Annotated in this window: 14 protein-coding genes; 9 read left to right on the plus strand and 5 right to left on the minus strand. The window is 72.0% G+C overall.

Annotation, left to right across the window (positions count from 1 at the left end):
- Positions 1-53: 53 nt before the first annotated feature.
- The 3 genes from V7004_RS12185 to V7004_RS12195 all read right to left on the minus strand — a co-directional run bounded on the left by V7004_RS12185 (position 54) and on the right by V7004_RS12195 (position 4,974).
- A complete protein-coding gene (locus V7004_RS12185) occupies positions 54-1,769 on the minus strand; it encodes an adenylate/guanylate cyclase domain-containing protein (protein ID WP_334144276.1) in 1,716 nt (571 codons plus the stop codon).
- A gap of 25 nt (positions 1,770-1,794) precedes the next feature.
- Positions 1,795-3,858 (minus strand): hypothetical protein, encoded by a 2,064-nt coding sequence (locus tag V7004_RS12190; protein WP_334144277.1) that lies wholly within the window; start codon positions 3,856-3,858, stop codon positions 1,795-1,797.
- 111 nt (positions 3,859-3,969) lie between these two features.
- Entirely contained in the window at positions 3,970-4,974 is a 1,005-nt protein-coding gene (locus tag V7004_RS12195) for an NAD(P)H-dependent glycerol-3-phosphate dehydrogenase (protein ID WP_334144279.1), read from the minus strand.
- A 25-nt stretch (positions 4,975-4,999) separates the two neighbouring features.
- Here V7004_RS12195 and cofC point away from each other — a divergent pair, with 25 nt between their 5' ends.
- Together cofC and V7004_RS12205 are read left to right on the plus strand one after the other, a co-directional pair.
- The gene (gene cofC, locus V7004_RS12200; protein ID WP_334144280.1) at positions 5,000-5,638 is read left to right on the plus strand and encodes a 2-phospho-L-lactate guanylyltransferase; all 639 of its coding nucleotides are present in this window, start codon (positions 5,000-5,002) and stop codon (positions 5,636-5,638) included.
- Positions 5,635-6,360: a PIG-L deacetylase family protein gene (locus V7004_RS12205; RefSeq protein ID WP_334144281.1), complete on the plus strand. Its 726-nt coding sequence runs from the start codon at positions 5,635-5,637 to the stop codon at positions 6,358-6,360. Before cofC ends, V7004_RS12205 begins: the two co-directional genes overlap by 4 nt.
- A gap of 39 nt (positions 6,361-6,399) precedes the next feature.
- On the opposite strand, the gene V7004_RS12210 is transcribed toward V7004_RS12205, so the two are convergent.
- The gene (locus tag V7004_RS12210) at positions 6,400-6,687 is read right to left on the minus strand and encodes a hypothetical protein (protein WP_334144283.1); all 288 of its coding nucleotides are present in this window, start codon (positions 6,685-6,687) and stop codon (positions 6,400-6,402) included.
- A 28-nt stretch (positions 6,688-6,715) separates the two neighbouring features.
- On the opposite strand from V7004_RS12210, the gene V7004_RS12215 reads away from it, so the two are divergent.
- Together V7004_RS12215 and V7004_RS12220 are read left to right on the plus strand one after the other, a co-directional pair.
- Positions 6,716-6,949: a hypothetical protein gene (locus tag V7004_RS12215; RefSeq protein ID WP_334144284.1), complete on the plus strand. Its 234-nt coding sequence runs from the start codon at positions 6,716-6,718 to the stop codon at positions 6,947-6,949.
- A 168-nt stretch (positions 6,950-7,117) separates the two neighbouring features.
- The gene (locus V7004_RS12220; RefSeq protein WP_334144285.1) at positions 7,118-8,524 is read left to right on the plus strand and encodes a WS/DGAT/MGAT family O-acyltransferase; all 1,407 of its coding nucleotides are present in this window, start codon (positions 7,118-7,120) and stop codon (positions 8,522-8,524) included.
- A gap of 13 nt (positions 8,525-8,537) precedes the next feature.
- Here the strand turns inward: V7004_RS12220 and V7004_RS12225 are convergent, their stop codons facing one another.
- Entirely contained in the window at positions 8,538-9,029 is a 492-nt protein-coding gene (locus V7004_RS12225; RefSeq protein WP_334144286.1) for an HIT family protein, read from the minus strand.
- 271 nt (positions 9,030-9,300) lie between these two features.
- Here V7004_RS12225 and V7004_RS12230 point away from each other — a divergent pair, with 271 nt between their 5' ends.
- The 5 genes from V7004_RS12230 to cas2 are packed head-to-tail and all read left to right on the plus strand — an operon-like array spanning position 9,301 to position 13,865.
- Positions 9,301-10,536 (plus strand): PhoH family protein, encoded by a 1,236-nt coding sequence (locus V7004_RS12230; RefSeq protein WP_442968057.1) that lies wholly within the window; start codon positions 9,301-9,303, stop codon positions 10,534-10,536.
- A 57-nt stretch (positions 10,537-10,593) separates the two neighbouring features.
- Positions 10,594-11,508 carry a CRISPR system precrRNA processing endoribonuclease RAMP protein Cas6 gene (gene cas6, locus V7004_RS12235; RefSeq protein ID WP_334144288.1) on the plus strand — a complete coding sequence of 305 codons (915 nt, stop codon included), beginning with the start codon at positions 10,594-10,596 and terminating at the stop codon, positions 11,506-11,508.
- Complete coding sequence (locus V7004_RS12240) at positions 11,505-11,672, plus strand: hypothetical protein (RefSeq protein ID WP_334144289.1); 168 nt, start codon at positions 11,505-11,507, stop codon at positions 11,670-11,672. The genes cas6 and V7004_RS12240 overlap by 4 nt, the downstream gene beginning before the upstream one ends.
- A gap of 33 nt (positions 11,673-11,705) precedes the next feature.
- Positions 11,706-13,580 (plus strand): CRISPR-associated endonuclease Cas1, encoded by a 1,875-nt coding sequence (gene cas1, locus V7004_RS12245; RefSeq protein WP_334144290.1) that lies wholly within the window; start codon positions 11,706-11,708, stop codon positions 13,578-13,580.
- Positions 13,581-13,586: 6 nt separating this feature from the next.
- Positions 13,587-13,865, plus strand: a complete 279-nt coding sequence (gene cas2, locus V7004_RS12250; protein ID WP_334144291.1) for a CRISPR-associated endonuclease Cas2 — start codon at positions 13,587-13,589, stop codon at positions 13,863-13,865.
- Positions 13,866-14,091 lie beyond the last annotated feature (226 nt).

Consider the following 14,091-nt stretch of genomic DNA (forward strand, 5'->3'; position numbering starts at 1 on the left):
CTGTTCATCGTGGCGCGGGCATGAACCGCGCCACGATGAACAGTTCGAGGTGGTCACGTGCCGTTCGCGTCCTTCTTCCCGTTGGCGGCGTCCTTCTTGCCGTTGCGGGCGTTGCGGTCTCGGGAGCGGCGCTTGGCCTTGCGCTGTGCCTCGGCCTTGGCCTCCTTCGCAGCCCGCTCCGCCTTGCGTTCGGCTTCGATGGCGACCCGTTCGACCTTGCGGCTCGCTTCCTCGTTGACCCGCCGGGACTTCTCCTCCGCCTCGGCGAGGGCCCGCTCGATCTTGAGTCGGGCCTCACGCTCGATGTGCTCGATCCGCTGGCGCGCCTCCCGCTCGATCTCCTCCAAGCGGCGCTCGGCCTCCTCGTCGGCTTCGGCTGCCTTCGCCTGGGCCTCCTCTTCCAGGCGCCGGAGCCGCTGCGCCACCTCGAGGTCGGCCAGCAGCTCCACCTGCATCTGTGGTTGCAGATCCGCCTCGAGGACCGCGTCGGTGAGCGCCTCGAACTGTCCGGTGGTCGGCTCCGTCTGGTTCGGGCCGCCACGGGCGATCTCGCGACGCAGGAGCTCGGGCAGATCGGACAGCTCGGCACTGCGCGCCCGGACCTCCTCTCGCAGCATCGCCCACTGCTCGCGCAGGAACTCCCGCGCCGCCCGACGCTCCCGAGCATCCCGGTAGGGCGCCTCGGGGGACTCCGCGGTGCGCCGCAGCACCCACAGCGGGACCTTGCCGATGTCCTTGAGGTAGTGGGAGCGCAGGGAGCGGAAGTAGAGGTCGTCGTGGTCGGCGAGCGCGTCGTGCACCTCCTCGGACACCACCACCGACCCCGGGTAGGCGATCGACACGATGCGGTTGGCCAGGTTGACCACCTGCCCGTAGACGTCACCGTCGCGCTCGAGCACCGGTCCACAGGCCAGCCCGACCCGCACATCGGAGAGCGCGGGGTCGTCACCGAAGCGCTCCGCCAACGCCAGCGCCAGCTCGGCGCCGGCGCGCACGTCGTCATGGAGGAACATGACCTCGTCGCCGATCATCTTGACCACCCGTCCACCGTGGCTGTTCACCACGTCGTACGCGACGGTCTCGAAGCGGTCCACCACCTCGGCCAGCTCGTGGTCCTCGAGCTGCTGGGTCTTGGCGGTGAATCCCACCATGTCGGCGAATCCCACCACCACGGTGTCGGCTCCCCCGTCGCTGGCGGCGCGCATCATGCGCCGGCGGGCCGCGTGGGCGACCTGCCGGCGCCACACCAGCTCCATCACCCGGGGCATGAGCGAGAGCAGCTCCGCGGTGTTCCGGGCAGCCCCCGTGGTGACGGTGCCGCCCGCGGCCTCCTGGCTCTCCCGGGCGTCACGCCGGAGCTGCAACGCATCGACCTGGGCGGTGGCGATGCGGTCCATGGCCGAGCCAACGACCCGGGCCATCTGCAGCGCGAGATCCGGCTCGAGCGTGCCCTCGGCGATGAACGACACCACCGCGCTCAGCATCTCGACGTCGCGCTCGGTGAAGAGCTTCTCGCCGGGGCGGGGGTCGGGGAACCCGAGCGCCCGCCAGTAGGCCCGGATCTCCTCCGGGCTGACCCCCGAGAGCGCGGCCACCTCGGCGAGGTCCAACGTGGGCGGCTCGAGCCAGACGACCCGCTCGAGGGCCAGCAGCTCGAGGGTGCCGTCGGCTTCGGCCCGCTCGATCTCGTCGGGTGGGACGCCGAGGTCCGCCAGCACCGAGCGCAGATCGACCTGCGCCGCGTCCTGCGCCGCGTCCTGCTCGCTCATCTCCGACCTCGCTGCCTCGCCTGCCTCAGCTGAACGATGATGACCCAGTCTCGCCACCGGGCTCGGGTGCAGGAGACCCGACAGGCTCGGCGGTGACCGTGGCAGGTGTCACCGGCGCGAGCAGCGCCTCCCCCCGGGGCTCGTTGCTGGACCACGAGGGATCGAGCCCTGGTGCCACCAGGGTGATCTCGCCGATCCCGGGGTGGGGGTCCAGCTCCCACAGCAGCGCGGGGCGCTCGCCGTGCCAGCGCACCGCGAAGCCCAATCGGCCGAAGGCCGTCGGGGCGTCGTGTACCTCGACGCCCTGGCCGAGCCAGCCCGGCGGGTACAGCGAGCAGAGCCGGAGCCCGGAGCGATCCTCGTCGACGAGCAGGCGGCGGAAGAACGAGCAGGCCTGCGCCGTCACCACCCCGTCGTGGCCATCGCCGGCGGAGCCACCCCGGGTCCGGGGGTGCACCGCGGTGGGCCAGGTCACCGTGGCCGACGCGTGGTCGAGCAGCCAGCTCAGACGATCGAGTGCCCGGCTGTCACCCAGGCGGAGCTCGATGGTGGCCAGCGCGAGGGTGAGGGATGGGTCGAGGCCGCGCCCGGCGGGGTCGACCAGCGCCGGTCCCACCTCCCAGCGTTCGCGGGCCAGCGCGACCACTGCCGCCACCCGCTCCCCGGGTTCGGGCAGCGCACCGAGCGAGGCGGCACGGAGATGAGCGGCATCGGGCTCGCCCCCGGCGAGGAAACCCACGATCTGCTCGGCGAAGCGGTCCAGGTCTTCGGCGAGCTCCGGTTGGCCGACGCCGGCCATCGCGCCGGCCGCGTCGCGCAGGCCCCGCGCACACCAGCCGAGGTCCTCGAGCCCGGGCTCCGGCAGCGAGCCCCGCCGTCCCCGTCCCCGTACGCGCCCGGCGGCCCATCGCTTGCCGATCCAGTGTCCAGCCTTGGCCACCGGACCGACCAGCTCCTCGATGGTGAGCTCGTCGCGGGTCAGGCGCCAGTGCTCCCCCACCGCGTGCAGCGCCGCCCCGTTGGCTGCCCACCCCTCCTCGCTCGCGCCGGCGAAGCCGTCGAGTCCTTGGCGGTCCGGGAGCGCGGCCACGAGCTGGCTCGCCTCTTCGTGGAACCCGTACTGGTCGAGGGCCACCACCACCGCGGCGGTCTCCCGCCAGCCTGCGGGTCGCGGCGGCCAGGTCGCCACGTCCTCGCCGGCGTGGAGGCCGAGCAGGTGCCGGCGGGCGGCTTCGATCACCCCGGACAGCCGGTCGTCGGGGAGCTGGATCCGCAGGGCTCTCGCCACCTGCTGGTCCCAGCCTTTGCGCACCTGCTCGGCGGTGGGGGCCGAGCTGACCACCCGAACCGGCCCGGAGGGGCGTCGCCGGCGCGATGAGGGCACCGGCGAACGCAGAGGCAGGACCGCCCGGAGGGTGGCGGTGTGAGGCAGCGGATACACGAAGGCCGCATTCGCTCGGCCCCGCTCGCAGCGCACGGGTTCCGGCCAGGACGCCGTCGCCGCGCCGGCGATCACGTCGTGGACCGCGTCGCCGCCGGAGGCGGTGCCCACCGCGACCCCGGCGGGCGGTCTCGGGAGCACGAGGGCCAACTCACCGTCAGCGCGCACCACCGTGCCGTCGAGCTCGATGGTGGTGATCCCGCCGGGCCCGGCGGGGGTGTCGGGGCGCAGCGCGAGCGCGACCGCGAAGGGGACGGGGGTGGCGTTCTCGATCTCGATGACCACCTCCGGCCCGTCCCGGCCGGCGATCGCGAACGCCCGATGCAGGGCGTCACCGCCGGGGACCCGCATGGCGGTCTCCACCACGGGGGCGTGACCCACCAGCCGCTGGCGGACGGCGACCTCCCGGCTGGGGAGGTGCCAGCGGTCCTCGGCGCCGATCCACCAGTCGATCGACCAGCGGGCGGAGGGACCGCCCACCAGCCCCCGGGGGTCGATGGCAGCCCGCTCCGGGCCGGTGAGCGTGCCCAGCCGGGTCCAGGTCCGGTGGGTGAGGTTCTCCCGTCCACCGCCGGGGATGAACTCGGGGCTCTCGGGGTCGGTCTGGCGCTCGAACCACCACGGCCCGAGCCACCGGCCGGGGCGCATCACGGTGCCGGGGGCGCCAGCCGCGGGCGGCTGGCGCGCCCGCCCCGGTCGGTCGCGGGGCTCCGGCCGACGACGACGCCCTGACCGGCTCGCCCGGGGGTCGCCAGGGGCTCAGTCGAGACCATGCATCTCCCTCACCCGCCGGCGGCGGAGCAACCCGCGGTAGGCCTCCTCGGCCGGGCGCCCGCGGTGGACCACGTTGAACACCTGCTCGGCGATGGGCATCTCCACCCCGTAGCGCTCAGCGAGCTCCATCACCACCGGCGCGGTCTTCACTCCCTCGGCGACCATGTGCATCTCCTCGATGATCTCCTCGATGCGCCGACCCCGTCCCAGCTGCTCGCCGACGTGGCGGTTGCGGCTCTGGGGGCTGATGCAGGTCGCGAGCAGGTCGCCCATGCCGGCCAGGCCGGCGAAGGTCATGGGCTTGCCGCCCATCGCCATGCCCAGCCGGGTCAGCTCGGCCAGCCCTCGGGTGATCACCGCGGCCCGGGTGTTGTCGCCGGTGCCCAGCCCGTCGGCCATCCCGGACGCGATGGCCATCACGTTCTTCAACGCCCCGCCGAGCTCGCAGCCGATGACGTCGTCGTTGGTGTAGACCCGGAACAGCTCGGTGGCGAACAGGTCCTGGAGGCGGGTGGCGATGGTGGCGTCGCTCATGGCCAGCACGGAGGCCGCGGCGTGGCCGGCGAGGATCTCCTTCGCCAGGTTGGGGCCGGTGAGCACCCCGTAGGGATGGCCGGGCAGTACCTCCTGGATGATCTCGGTCATGCGCTTGTTCGTGCCCTGCTCGAGACCCTTGGCCAGGCTCACCACCGGCACCCAGGCGCGGATGCACGGGCTGACGGCCTCGAGGGTGTCGCGGAACCCGTGGGATGGCACGCCCATCACCAGGAGGTCTGCGCTGCACACCGCCTCTTCCAGGTCCGCGGTGGCCGCCAGCCTCGCGTCGAGGGTGAAGCCGGGCAGGTACCGCTCGTTGCGATGGGTGGTGCTGATCTGCTCGGCGAGCCCGGCTTCACGGGCCCACAGGATCGTGGGCACGTTCTGGACCAGGAGGTTGGCGACGGTGGTCCCCCACGACCCGGCACCGATGACGGCCGCCTTGATCCGCATGACCTCACCCTAGACTCGGGGCTCGATGAGCGCCCCGGCCGCCGGCCATGAGTTCGCTGACCGAGCGGGCGTCTCCGGTGTCGCGGTGCTCGTGCCGGTGAAGGCGTTCCACGCGGCGAAGCGGCGCCTCTCCCCCGCGCTCGACGACCGTGCCCGACGGGAGCTGTCGCGCCGGATGGCCACCGCGGTGGTGCGGGCCGCCGGTGAGCTGCCGGTGTCGGTGGTCTGCGACGACCAGGCGGTGGCTGCGTGGGCCGTGGAGATGGGCGCGGAGGTGATCTGGCGGCCGGGTCGGGGGCTCGACGGCGCGGTGGCCGACGGGGTGGCCCAGCTCGCGGCCCGGGGGGTCGAGCGGGTGATCGTCGCCCACGCCGATCTGCCGCACGCGCGGGACCTGGCGTGGGTGGCGGCGGGTGACGGGGTGACCCTGGTGCCGGATCGCCGCGATGACGGCACCAACGTGGCCTGCGTGCCGGCCCGGGCGGGGTTCCGGTTCTCCTACGGGCCGGGGTCGTTCCGCCGGCACCAGGCCGAGGCGCGCCGGTTGGGGCTCCCGCTGCGTGTCGTGCGCGAAGCCCGGCTGGGTTGGGACGTGGATCTCCCGGGCGATCTGGAGCCACCGGCCTGGCTGGCGTTGACCCGACCGGCGGGCGAGCAGGGATGAACGTCGACCTGCCGGTCCCGCACCGGGCGTTGGCCGTCGGTGCCCACCCCGACGACATCGAGTTCGGGTGCGGGGCGACCCTCGCCAAGTGGGCGGCCGCCGGCTGTGTGGTGCATCACCTGGTGCTCACCGACGGCTCGAAGGGCTCGTGGGATCCGGCGACCGACCTGGCCGAGCTGGTGCACCGGCGGGAGGAGGAGCAGCGGGCGGCGGCCCGGCGGCTGGGGGCCACCGGGGAGGTGGTGATGCTCGGCCAGATCGACGGGGAGCTCGAGTCGTCGCTGGCGCTGCGGGCGCAGGTGGCCTACTGGATCCGCCGGCTCCGGCCCGACGTGGTGCTCGGTCACGACCCGTGGAAGCGCTACCGCCTTCACCCGGATCATCGCCACGCCGGCTGGCTCACGGTGGACGGGGTGGTCGCGGCCCGGGACCCGCACTTCCATCGGGACCACGACGTGGCGCACCACCGTCCCTCGGCGCTGCTGCTGTTCGAGGCCGACGAGCCGAACCATGCCGAGGACGTCACCGGGCACGGCGAGACGAAGGTGGCGGCGCTGCTCGAGCACCGCAGCCAGTGGCGTTCGACCATGCACATCGAGCCTGACGACGACGGCACCCAGCTCGAGGCGTTCCGGGCCCGGGTGCTGGGCCGCCTGCGTGAGCACGGCGCCGAGGTGGGTGTGCCCGAAGCCGAGCTGTTCCACGCCATCGTCGATCTGTGACCCGAGCGGCCGGCGTGGGTGCACGCCCGGGAAGCGCGCTCAACCTCCGGCGGGGCAGGGGGTGGCGGCGAGATGCGGCGGCACCATGGCGTCGTAGGCCCATCTGGCCCGGTAGCAGTCGCCGGGGTTGAACCCGATCGATTCGGGGATCTCCGGGGAGTAGGCCCAGCAGTCGCGCTGGCCCGAGCCGAGCTCGACCGCGCAGAGCCCGTGCTCGCCCACCGAGTCGATCCGCACCGTGGCGGTGCGCGCCGGGTGAGCTGAGACCACCGTGGCGATCACCACGGCCGCGAGCACCACCCCGATCACCGCAGCCGTTCTGCGCATCGCCGGGAATCGTGCCACGCTCACGGCCATGATCCCCGACGGGACCTACGACGTGTTCGTGGTCGATGCCACGCCCGAGCCGGGCGAGCCGGGTGGCCCGCCGGTGTGGCACCTGGAGTTGACCATCCTGGCCGGTGAGCATCGCAGCGAGGTGGTGGCGGTGCGAGCGGCCGGATTGCGGGGCAGCGAGTTCGACCTCATCGGCATACCCGGCACCCTCACGGTCGAGGGCGGCGAGCCCCGTTTCCGCCTCGACGGCTGAGATCCCCCGCCGGGACCACACGCCCCGGTGACGCGGGCGCCGTTCCGTGGGAGCATGGCCCCACACACCGAACTGTTCACCGCTGCGCGGCTGGAGGCCGCGTGCCGATGAACAGTTCGAGTGAGATCGGCGGGTGCGCGCGCGGGCGAGCAGGGAAGGAGACGGGCGATGCAACGACTGACCGGGCTCGATGCGGGGTTCCTCTACATGGAGACCTCCACGTCGTTCATGCACGTGGCCAGCCTGATGGTGCTCGACCCGTCGACCGCGCCTCACGGGTTTTCGTTCCAGAGCCTGCGGGAGCTGTACGCCGAGCGGCTGGATCAGGCGCCTCCGTTCCGGCGGCGGCTGGTGGAGGTGCCGCTCGGGTTGCACCACCCGATCTGGATCGAGGACCCCGACTTCGACCTGGATTGGCACCTGCGCCACATCGCGGTGCCGGCGCCGGGGGGGATGAAGGAGCTCACGGAGCTGGCCGGACACCTCGCGGCCATCCCGCTGGACCGCTCCCACCCGCTGTGGGAGGCGTGGCTCATCGACGGCCTCGAGGGCGGCAACGTGGCGTTGCTCACCAAGGTGCACCACGCGGCCATCGACGGCGCGTCCGGCGAGGAGCTCATGGTGGCCATCTTGGACCTGAGCCCGGAGATCGAGCGGAAGCCGCCGCCGGCGAAGCCCTGGCAGCCGGAGCGGGTGCCGAGCGACACGGAGCTGGTGGCCCATGCCCTGGCCTCGCTGGCCCAGCAGCCGGTGCGGGCGATCAAGACCGTGCGCCGCACGGTGGAGGCCGCGCTGCAGATCCGGGAGACCAACCGGCGCCAGCCCGACCAGAAGCCACCGCCGTCGCCGTTCAGCGCGCCGCGCACCTCGTTCAACGCCACCCTCACCCCGCACCGGGCCTTCGCCACCGCGTCGTTGCCGCTGCCCGAGGTCAAGATGATCAAGAACGCTCGGGGCACCACGGTCAACGACGTGGTGCTCACGATCTGTGCGGGGGCGCTGCGCCGGTACCTCGATGCCCGCGACGAGCACCCCGACGGGCCGCTGGTGGCGATGGTGCCGGTGTCGGTGCGCACCGAGGACCAGAAAGGCACCCACGGCAACCGGGTGTCGTCGATGCTGTGCACGCTGGCCACCGACCTCGATGATCCGCTCGAGCGGCTGGACGCCATCCACGCCTGCATGGCCGCCGCCAAGGAACAACAGAACGCCATCGGGGCCGACACGTTGCAGAACTGGGTGGAGTTCGCGGCCCCCGCGGTGGCGGCGCAGGCGGCCCGGCTGTACTCCCGGATGAAGATCGCCGACCGCCACCGGCCGTTGTTCAACGTGACCATCTCCAACGTGCCGGGCCCGCCGTTCCCGCTCTACATCGCCGGGGCCCGCATGCTGGCCACGTATCCGATGGGACCGATCTTCGACGGTGGCGGCATCAACATCACGGTGATGAGCTACCTCGACAGCCTCGACTTCGGGGTGCTGGTGTGCCCCGAGCTGATCCCCGACCCGTGGGTGATCGCCGACGGCCTCCACGAAGCCTTGGAGGAGCTGGCCAAGGCGGTCGACGCGAGCTGACGCTCGGGCCGGCTCACCCCACCGGGGGCTCGGGCGGCGCCGATCGCTCGGGCGGGCCCGGGGGCTCGGGCGAGCCGGGTGGCTCGGGCAGCGCCGATCGCAGGCGCTGCGCGTACGCGGCCATCTCGTCCTCGCCGGTGTAGGAGGTGCGGGGCCAGAAGAAGCCTCGCAGCCCGTCCTTGCGGTTTCGGGGCACGACGTGCACGTGCAGGTGCGGCACGCTCTGGCTGACCCGGTTGTTCACGGCCACGAACGAGCCGGCGGCGCCGAGCGCGGATTCCATGGCCGCCGAGAGCAGCTGCGCGACGTGGAAGAACGGCCCGACGTCGTCGAGGGGCAGGTCGGCCAGCACCGGGAGGTGCCGGCGGGGCACCAGCAGGGTGTGGCCCTTGAACAGTGGCCGGCGGTCGAGGAAGGCCACCGACCGGCGATCCTCGTACACCCGGTGCGCTTGGGTGCGGCCGGCCACGATCGAGCAGAACACGCATCCCGACACCGCCGACATGTGGACCATCCTCGCCCATCCGCCGCCCGCGGCGCGCCGGGCGAGGCCGGCGCAGGCATCCACCCTTCGGTCCCCGCCCGGGTGTTTCATGGGCAGCGGTGACCTGTCCCGCACCCGGTTCGAGCCGCCCACCGATGTCGCGGGGTTCGGGGGTGCCCGTCGAGGTAGGAGTCCCGTGACCGATCCCGTCGTCGCCGCGCGCCCATCCAGCTGCCCACCGCACAAGACCTACGTGGTGGACACCTCGGTGCTGCTGGCGGATCCGCAGGCCATGTTCCGTTTCGAGGAGCACGAGGTGGTGCTGCCGCTCGTGGTGCTGTCCGAGCTGGAGGCCAAGCGCCATCATCCCGAGCTGGGTTGGGCCGCCCGGCAGGCGCTGCGCCAGCTCGAGCGGCTGCGCCGGGTGCATCGCACGCTCACCAACCCGGTGCCGGTGACCGAGGTGGGGGGCACGCTGCGGGTGGAGGTGAACCACCAGGACACCGCGGGCCTGCCCGAGACCCTCACCCTCGACACCAACGACCATCGCATCCTGGCCGTGGCCCGCAACCTGGCCACCGAGGGCCACGACGTCACCCTGGTCACCAAGGACCTGCCACTGCGACTCAAGGCCAGCGTGGTGGGCCTGGCCGCCGAGGAGTACCGCAGCGAGCTGGCCGAGGACACCTCCTGGACCGGTTTCGTCGCCCTCGACGTGCCGGGGGTGGTGATCGACGAGCTGTTCGACCAGCGGGTGGTCGACCTGGACGAGGCCCGGCAGCTTCCCTGCCACACCGGGGTGGCGCTGGTGTCGGGCTCGCAGTCGGCACTGGGGCGGGTGCACCCGGACAAGCGGGTGCGGCTGGTGTGCGCGGACCGTGAGCTGTTCGGGGTGCGGGGCCGCTCCGCCGAGCAACGCATCGCCTTGGACCTGCTGGCCGACGACGAGATCGGCATCGTGTCGATCGGCGGCAACGCGGGCACGGGCAAGAGCGTGCTGGCGCTGGCCGCCGGTCTGGAGGCGGTGCTCGAGCAGCGCACCCACAAGCGGGTCACCGTGTTTCGACCCATCTACGCGGTGGGTGGCCAGGAGCTCGGGTACCTGCCGGGCAGCGCGGACGAGAAGATGTCGCCGTGGGCCCTGGCGGTGACCGACGCGCTGGAGTCGATCGTGGGACCGGACGTGCTCGAGGAGGTGACCGCCCGCAACCTGCTGGAGGTGCTGCCGCTCACCCACATCCGGGGTCGCTCGCTGTCGGACGCGTTCGTGATCATCGACGAGGCGCAGAACCTGGAGCGTTCGGTGCTGCTGACCGCGCTGTCCCGGCTGGGGGTGGGATCGCGGGTGGTGCTCACCCACGACGTGGCCCAGCGCGACAACCTGCGGGTGGGCCGCTACGACGGGGTGGTGTCGGTGATCGATGCGCTGAAGGGCCACCCGCTGTTCGCGCACATCACCCTGCAGCGCTCGGAGCGCTCAGCGGTGGCCGCACTGGTCACCGACCTGCTCGACGGCCCCGGGTTCTGATCGCGTCCGCGATACGCTCGGGCCTCGGGTTCCTCGAAGCGCGGGAGATTCGGGCGGATGCCGACCACGGTGGTGTTGCACGTCGAAACGGGGGAGCGCCTCGCTGCGCACCCGCCGTTCCGTCAGCTCCACGGGCTCGCGTGCCAGCTGTTGGAGCGCCAACTCGAACCAGCTGCGCACCGGGCGACGGTGAAGCCGTTCGCCATCAGCCCGTTGGCCTGTCGCTGGGACGGCACCCGTGCCTGGCAGATCACCTGGCTGCCGGATGAGGAGGTGCCGCCGATCCTCGAGCGGGTCGTACACGGTCGTCTCGGTGACATCCCGATCGTCCTGGTCCCGGAGGCGATGGTGCATCGCTCGTTCCGCGAGCTGCACGAGGCGGAGCGCGGCACGGCGTTCGATCTGCAGTTCCGCTCCCCGACCTGGTTCTCCCGCAGCGGCATCGAGTTGGTCCTCCCGGATCCAGCCGTGATGCTGGCCGGGCTGGCCCGCCGGTGGGACGAGCTTGCGCCGTCACCGGTGCCGGCCGAGGTCCTCGGTGCACTGGCCCGGGTCGTCCAGGTCGCAGCGGTGGACATCCAGACGATCCGGACGAACTCGGTGCGGGAGATCCACCTCGACGATGGCATCGCTCCCCTCGTCCGCCTCGAGCTCGACGAGCGTGGGCCGAGAACTGCCGCTGACCGCGCCGGATTCGTCGGCGCCGCCCGCCTGGTGCTGGCAGCGCCGGCGTCACGAGGCTTGGACGAGTCGCTGCGAGCGGCCTGCGAGGAGTGGTTCGGCACGCTGATGTGGTTCGCCGGGTTCGCCGGGGTCGGCAAGGCCGTTACCCACGGCTTCGGCTGGTGCGAGGTCACGGCGGCGGACTCCGGGGCGTTCCGTCGACGGGTGCGGGTAGCGCTCCCGGGTGAGCGACCGCGCCGGCCCCGGGTCGACCGTCCATCACTCGACCCTGTCGAGGCCGTGTGGTGAACGACGTGGTGCTCGTCGGCTTCGACGTCCACGCCATCCAGGCCTACGTGATCGTGCCGATCCACCCCATCGACATGAGCGGCGGCTCGTGGCTGTTTGAGCGGTTCAGGCACGACGGCCGGCGAGGCCGCGCTGACCGGCTCCGGGCCTGGCTCCTGGGGTGACCAACCCGGCCGGGGTCGCAGGGGAGGCGGGTGATGGGATCGCTGGTGGTCCAGCTCGCTCGGCAGCAGTGCCTCCTCGACGCCTGGTCCTCGATCCGCGAGGCGGCCGACCCGGGCTCGAACACCGCCCAGGCGATCCGGGCCTTCGAGCCGCGGGCGGCCTCACGGATCGCCGAGATCGGCGCGGCGCTGGCGGCGGGAACCTGGCGACCTCGGCCGGTCTTCCCGGTCACGATCCCGAAGCCTGACGGCAGCGCACGGGAGCTGGGCGTACCGGCGCTCGAGGACCGGATCGTCGAGCGGGCGGTGCTGTCGGTGCTCGACCCGCTCGTCGATCCCCACCTGTTGCCGTGGTCGTTCGCCTATCGGCGGGGGCTGGGCGTTCCGGACGCGATCGACGCGCTGGTCGATGCCAGGGATCGGGGCACCACGCACGTGGTGCGCGGGGACTTCGCGGACTGTTTCGCCTCCTTCCCCCGTGCACGCGTGGTGAATGCCCTGGCGGCGCTGGTCGGCGACGCCGAGATGGTGGAGCTGGTTCGACTGCTCGTGTACCGACCCGTGGTGGGAGACAAGGACTCGGGACCGGTGGGCCTGCACGAGGGCTCGCCGCTGTCGCCGTTGCTGGCGAACGTCTACCTCCACCACTTCGACACCGCGATGCTCTCCAAGGGCTGGCAGGTGGTCCGGTACGCGGACGACTTCGCCATCCCGGCATCGAGCCAAGGTGAGGCGGAGCAGGCGATCGTCGATGCGTCGAGGACCGCTGCTGGGCTGGGGTTGGATCTGAGCGGATCGAAGACCTCGGTCCACACCTTCGACGAGGGTGTGCCGTTCCTGGGGACGATCGTGTCTGCCGCCAGCACCCAGCGGCGTCAGACGACGAAGCGGTCGCTGCAGAGCACGGTGTACGTCGTGAACGAGGGTGGTTTGCTGCGCTCGAAGGGCGAGCGCCTCCGACTCGAGCGGGATGGCGAGACCGTGTTGAGCGTGGCCTGGAACCGGGTGCGCCAGCTCGTGATCTTCGGCCGCACGGGCTTCACCACCCCGTTCGTCCAGCAGGCCTTGGCCCGGGGGATCGACCTGGTGCTGCTCGATCCGTCGGGTCGGTTCCAGGGGCGGCTCCAAGCGGGGTCCTCGACGAACGCGACCGTCCGGCTGGCCCAGTACCGGGCGTGCGACGACGACGATCGACGTCTGGTGATCGCTCGACAGTTGGTCGCCGGCAAGATCGCGAACCAGCGGGTGTTGCTGGTTCGTTCGGCTCGGCGAGGGGACTTCGCGTGGATCGGCCAGGAGGTTCGGGCCCTCGACGAGTCCCGGCGGGCCGTCGATGCTGCCCGGAACCTCAACGAGCTCCGCGGGGTCGAGGGGGCGGCCAGCCGCCGGTACTTCCGGGCACTCGCCCGCCTGCTCGGCGACGGATGGGGTTTCGAAGCCCGCAAGCGGCGCCCGCCCCCCGATCCGGTCAACGCGTTGTTGAGCCTCGGGTACACGCTGCTGCTTCACGACGCGATCGCCGCGGCCGAGGCTGCACACCTCGACCCGTACGTGGGGATGCTCCACGACGTGCAGGTGGGGCGACCGAGCTTGGCGCTGGACCTCATCGAGGAGTTCCGCCCCCTCATCGTGGATTCCGTGGTGGTACGGGCATTGAAGACCGGCATGCTTCGGGCGGATTCCTTCGAATACCAGGATGCGGGGGATGACAAGACGAACTGTCGGTGCACAGGCCCAGGGCTCAAGCGGTTCATCGCGGCCTACGAGCGCCGCATGCTGACGGTGTTCTCACACGCCGTCTCCGGTCGTCGGGTGAGCTACCGGGTGGGCGTCCAGCTCCAGGCGCGGCTTCTGGCCGATGCCCTCTCGAAGACCGATGGCGTCTACCAGCCGATTCTCTGGAAGTGATGGCGGATGGTCTGGCTGATCACCTACGACATCGCCGACGACCGGCGCCGCGAAGCGGTGTCCGCGGCCCTGGCGGCGTGGGGCGCGCGGGTGCAGTTCAGCGTGTTCGAGTGCGAGTTCCCGGACTCGGCGGTGGCCGCCGAGATCGTCGCGCAGGTCGAGATGCTCATCGACCCGGTCGACGACCAGGTCAGGGTCTATCGGCTGCCCGGTGAGGGGACGTCGTGGCGGCAGATCCTCGGTCGGCGGCGTTTGGAGGAGCGTGAGGACTTCTGGATCGTCTGAGAAGCGTGACCGGCGCCCTCGCGGCGAGCCCCACTCGGGGCCGGTTCGCGCCATCGCGAAAACCCTGGTCAGGAGGGGTGTGGAGGCGTCGCGGCAGGGTTTCGGGGGTGCTCACGGGACCTCCGCGGGCACGGTTCGCGATCTGGCCCGCGAAAGCCCTGGTCAGGAGGGGTGAAATCCGGCTAGGGTCAGCAATCAACGCCCGGCTCGTAGGGCATTGAAACCG

Origin of the sequence: Rhabdothermincola sp. (genome assembly GCF_036846205.1) — a bacterium.
Lineage (GTDB): Bacteria > Actinomycetota > Acidimicrobiia > Acidimicrobiales > Acidimicrobilacustridaceae > Rhabdothermincola.

Coding starts and splice junctions, on each gene's coding strand:
- V7004_RS12185 (WP_334144276.1), bottom strand. CDS start 1,769: ATGAGCGAGCAGGACGCGGCGCAGGACGCGGCGCAGGTCGATCTGCGC.
- V7004_RS12190 (WP_334144277.1), bottom strand. CDS start 3,858: ATGCGCCCCGGCCGGTGGCTCGGGCCGTGGTGGTTCGAGCGCCAGACC.
- V7004_RS12195 (WP_334144279.1), bottom strand. CDS start 4,974: ATGCGGATCAAGGCGGCCGTCATCGGTGCCGGGTCGTGGGGGACCACC.
- cofC (WP_334144280.1), top strand. CDS start 5,000: ATGAGCGCCCCGGCCGCCGGCCATGAGTTCGCTGACCGAGCGGGCGTC.
- V7004_RS12205 (WP_334144281.1), top strand. CDS start 5,635: ATGAACGTCGACCTGCCGGTCCCGCACCGGGCGTTGGCCGTCGGTGCC.
- V7004_RS12210 (WP_334144283.1), bottom strand. CDS start 6,687: ATGCGCAGAACGGCTGCGGTGATCGGGGTGGTGCTCGCGGCCGTGGTG.
- V7004_RS12215 (WP_334144284.1), top strand. CDS start 6,716: ATGATCCCCGACGGGACCTACGACGTGTTCGTGGTCGATGCCACGCCC.
- V7004_RS12220 (WP_334144285.1), top strand. CDS start 7,118: ATGCAACGACTGACCGGGCTCGATGCGGGGTTCCTCTACATGGAGACC.
- V7004_RS12225 (WP_334144286.1), bottom strand. CDS start 9,029: ATGTCGGCGGTGTCGGGATGCGTGTTCTGCTCGATCGTGGCCGGCCGC.
- V7004_RS12230 (WP_442968057.1), top strand. CDS start 9,301: ATGTTCCGTTTCGAGGAGCACGAGGTGGTGCTGCCGCTCGTGGTGCTG.
- cas6 (WP_334144288.1), top strand. CDS start 10,594: ATGCCGACCACGGTGGTGTTGCACGTCGAAACGGGGGAGCGCCTCGCT.
- cas1 (WP_334144290.1), top strand. CDS start 11,706: ATGGGATCGCTGGTGGTCCAGCTCGCTCGGCAGCAGTGCCTCCTCGAC.
- cas2 (WP_334144291.1), top strand. CDS start 13,587: ATGGTCTGGCTGATCACCTACGACATCGCCGACGACCGGCGCCGCGAA.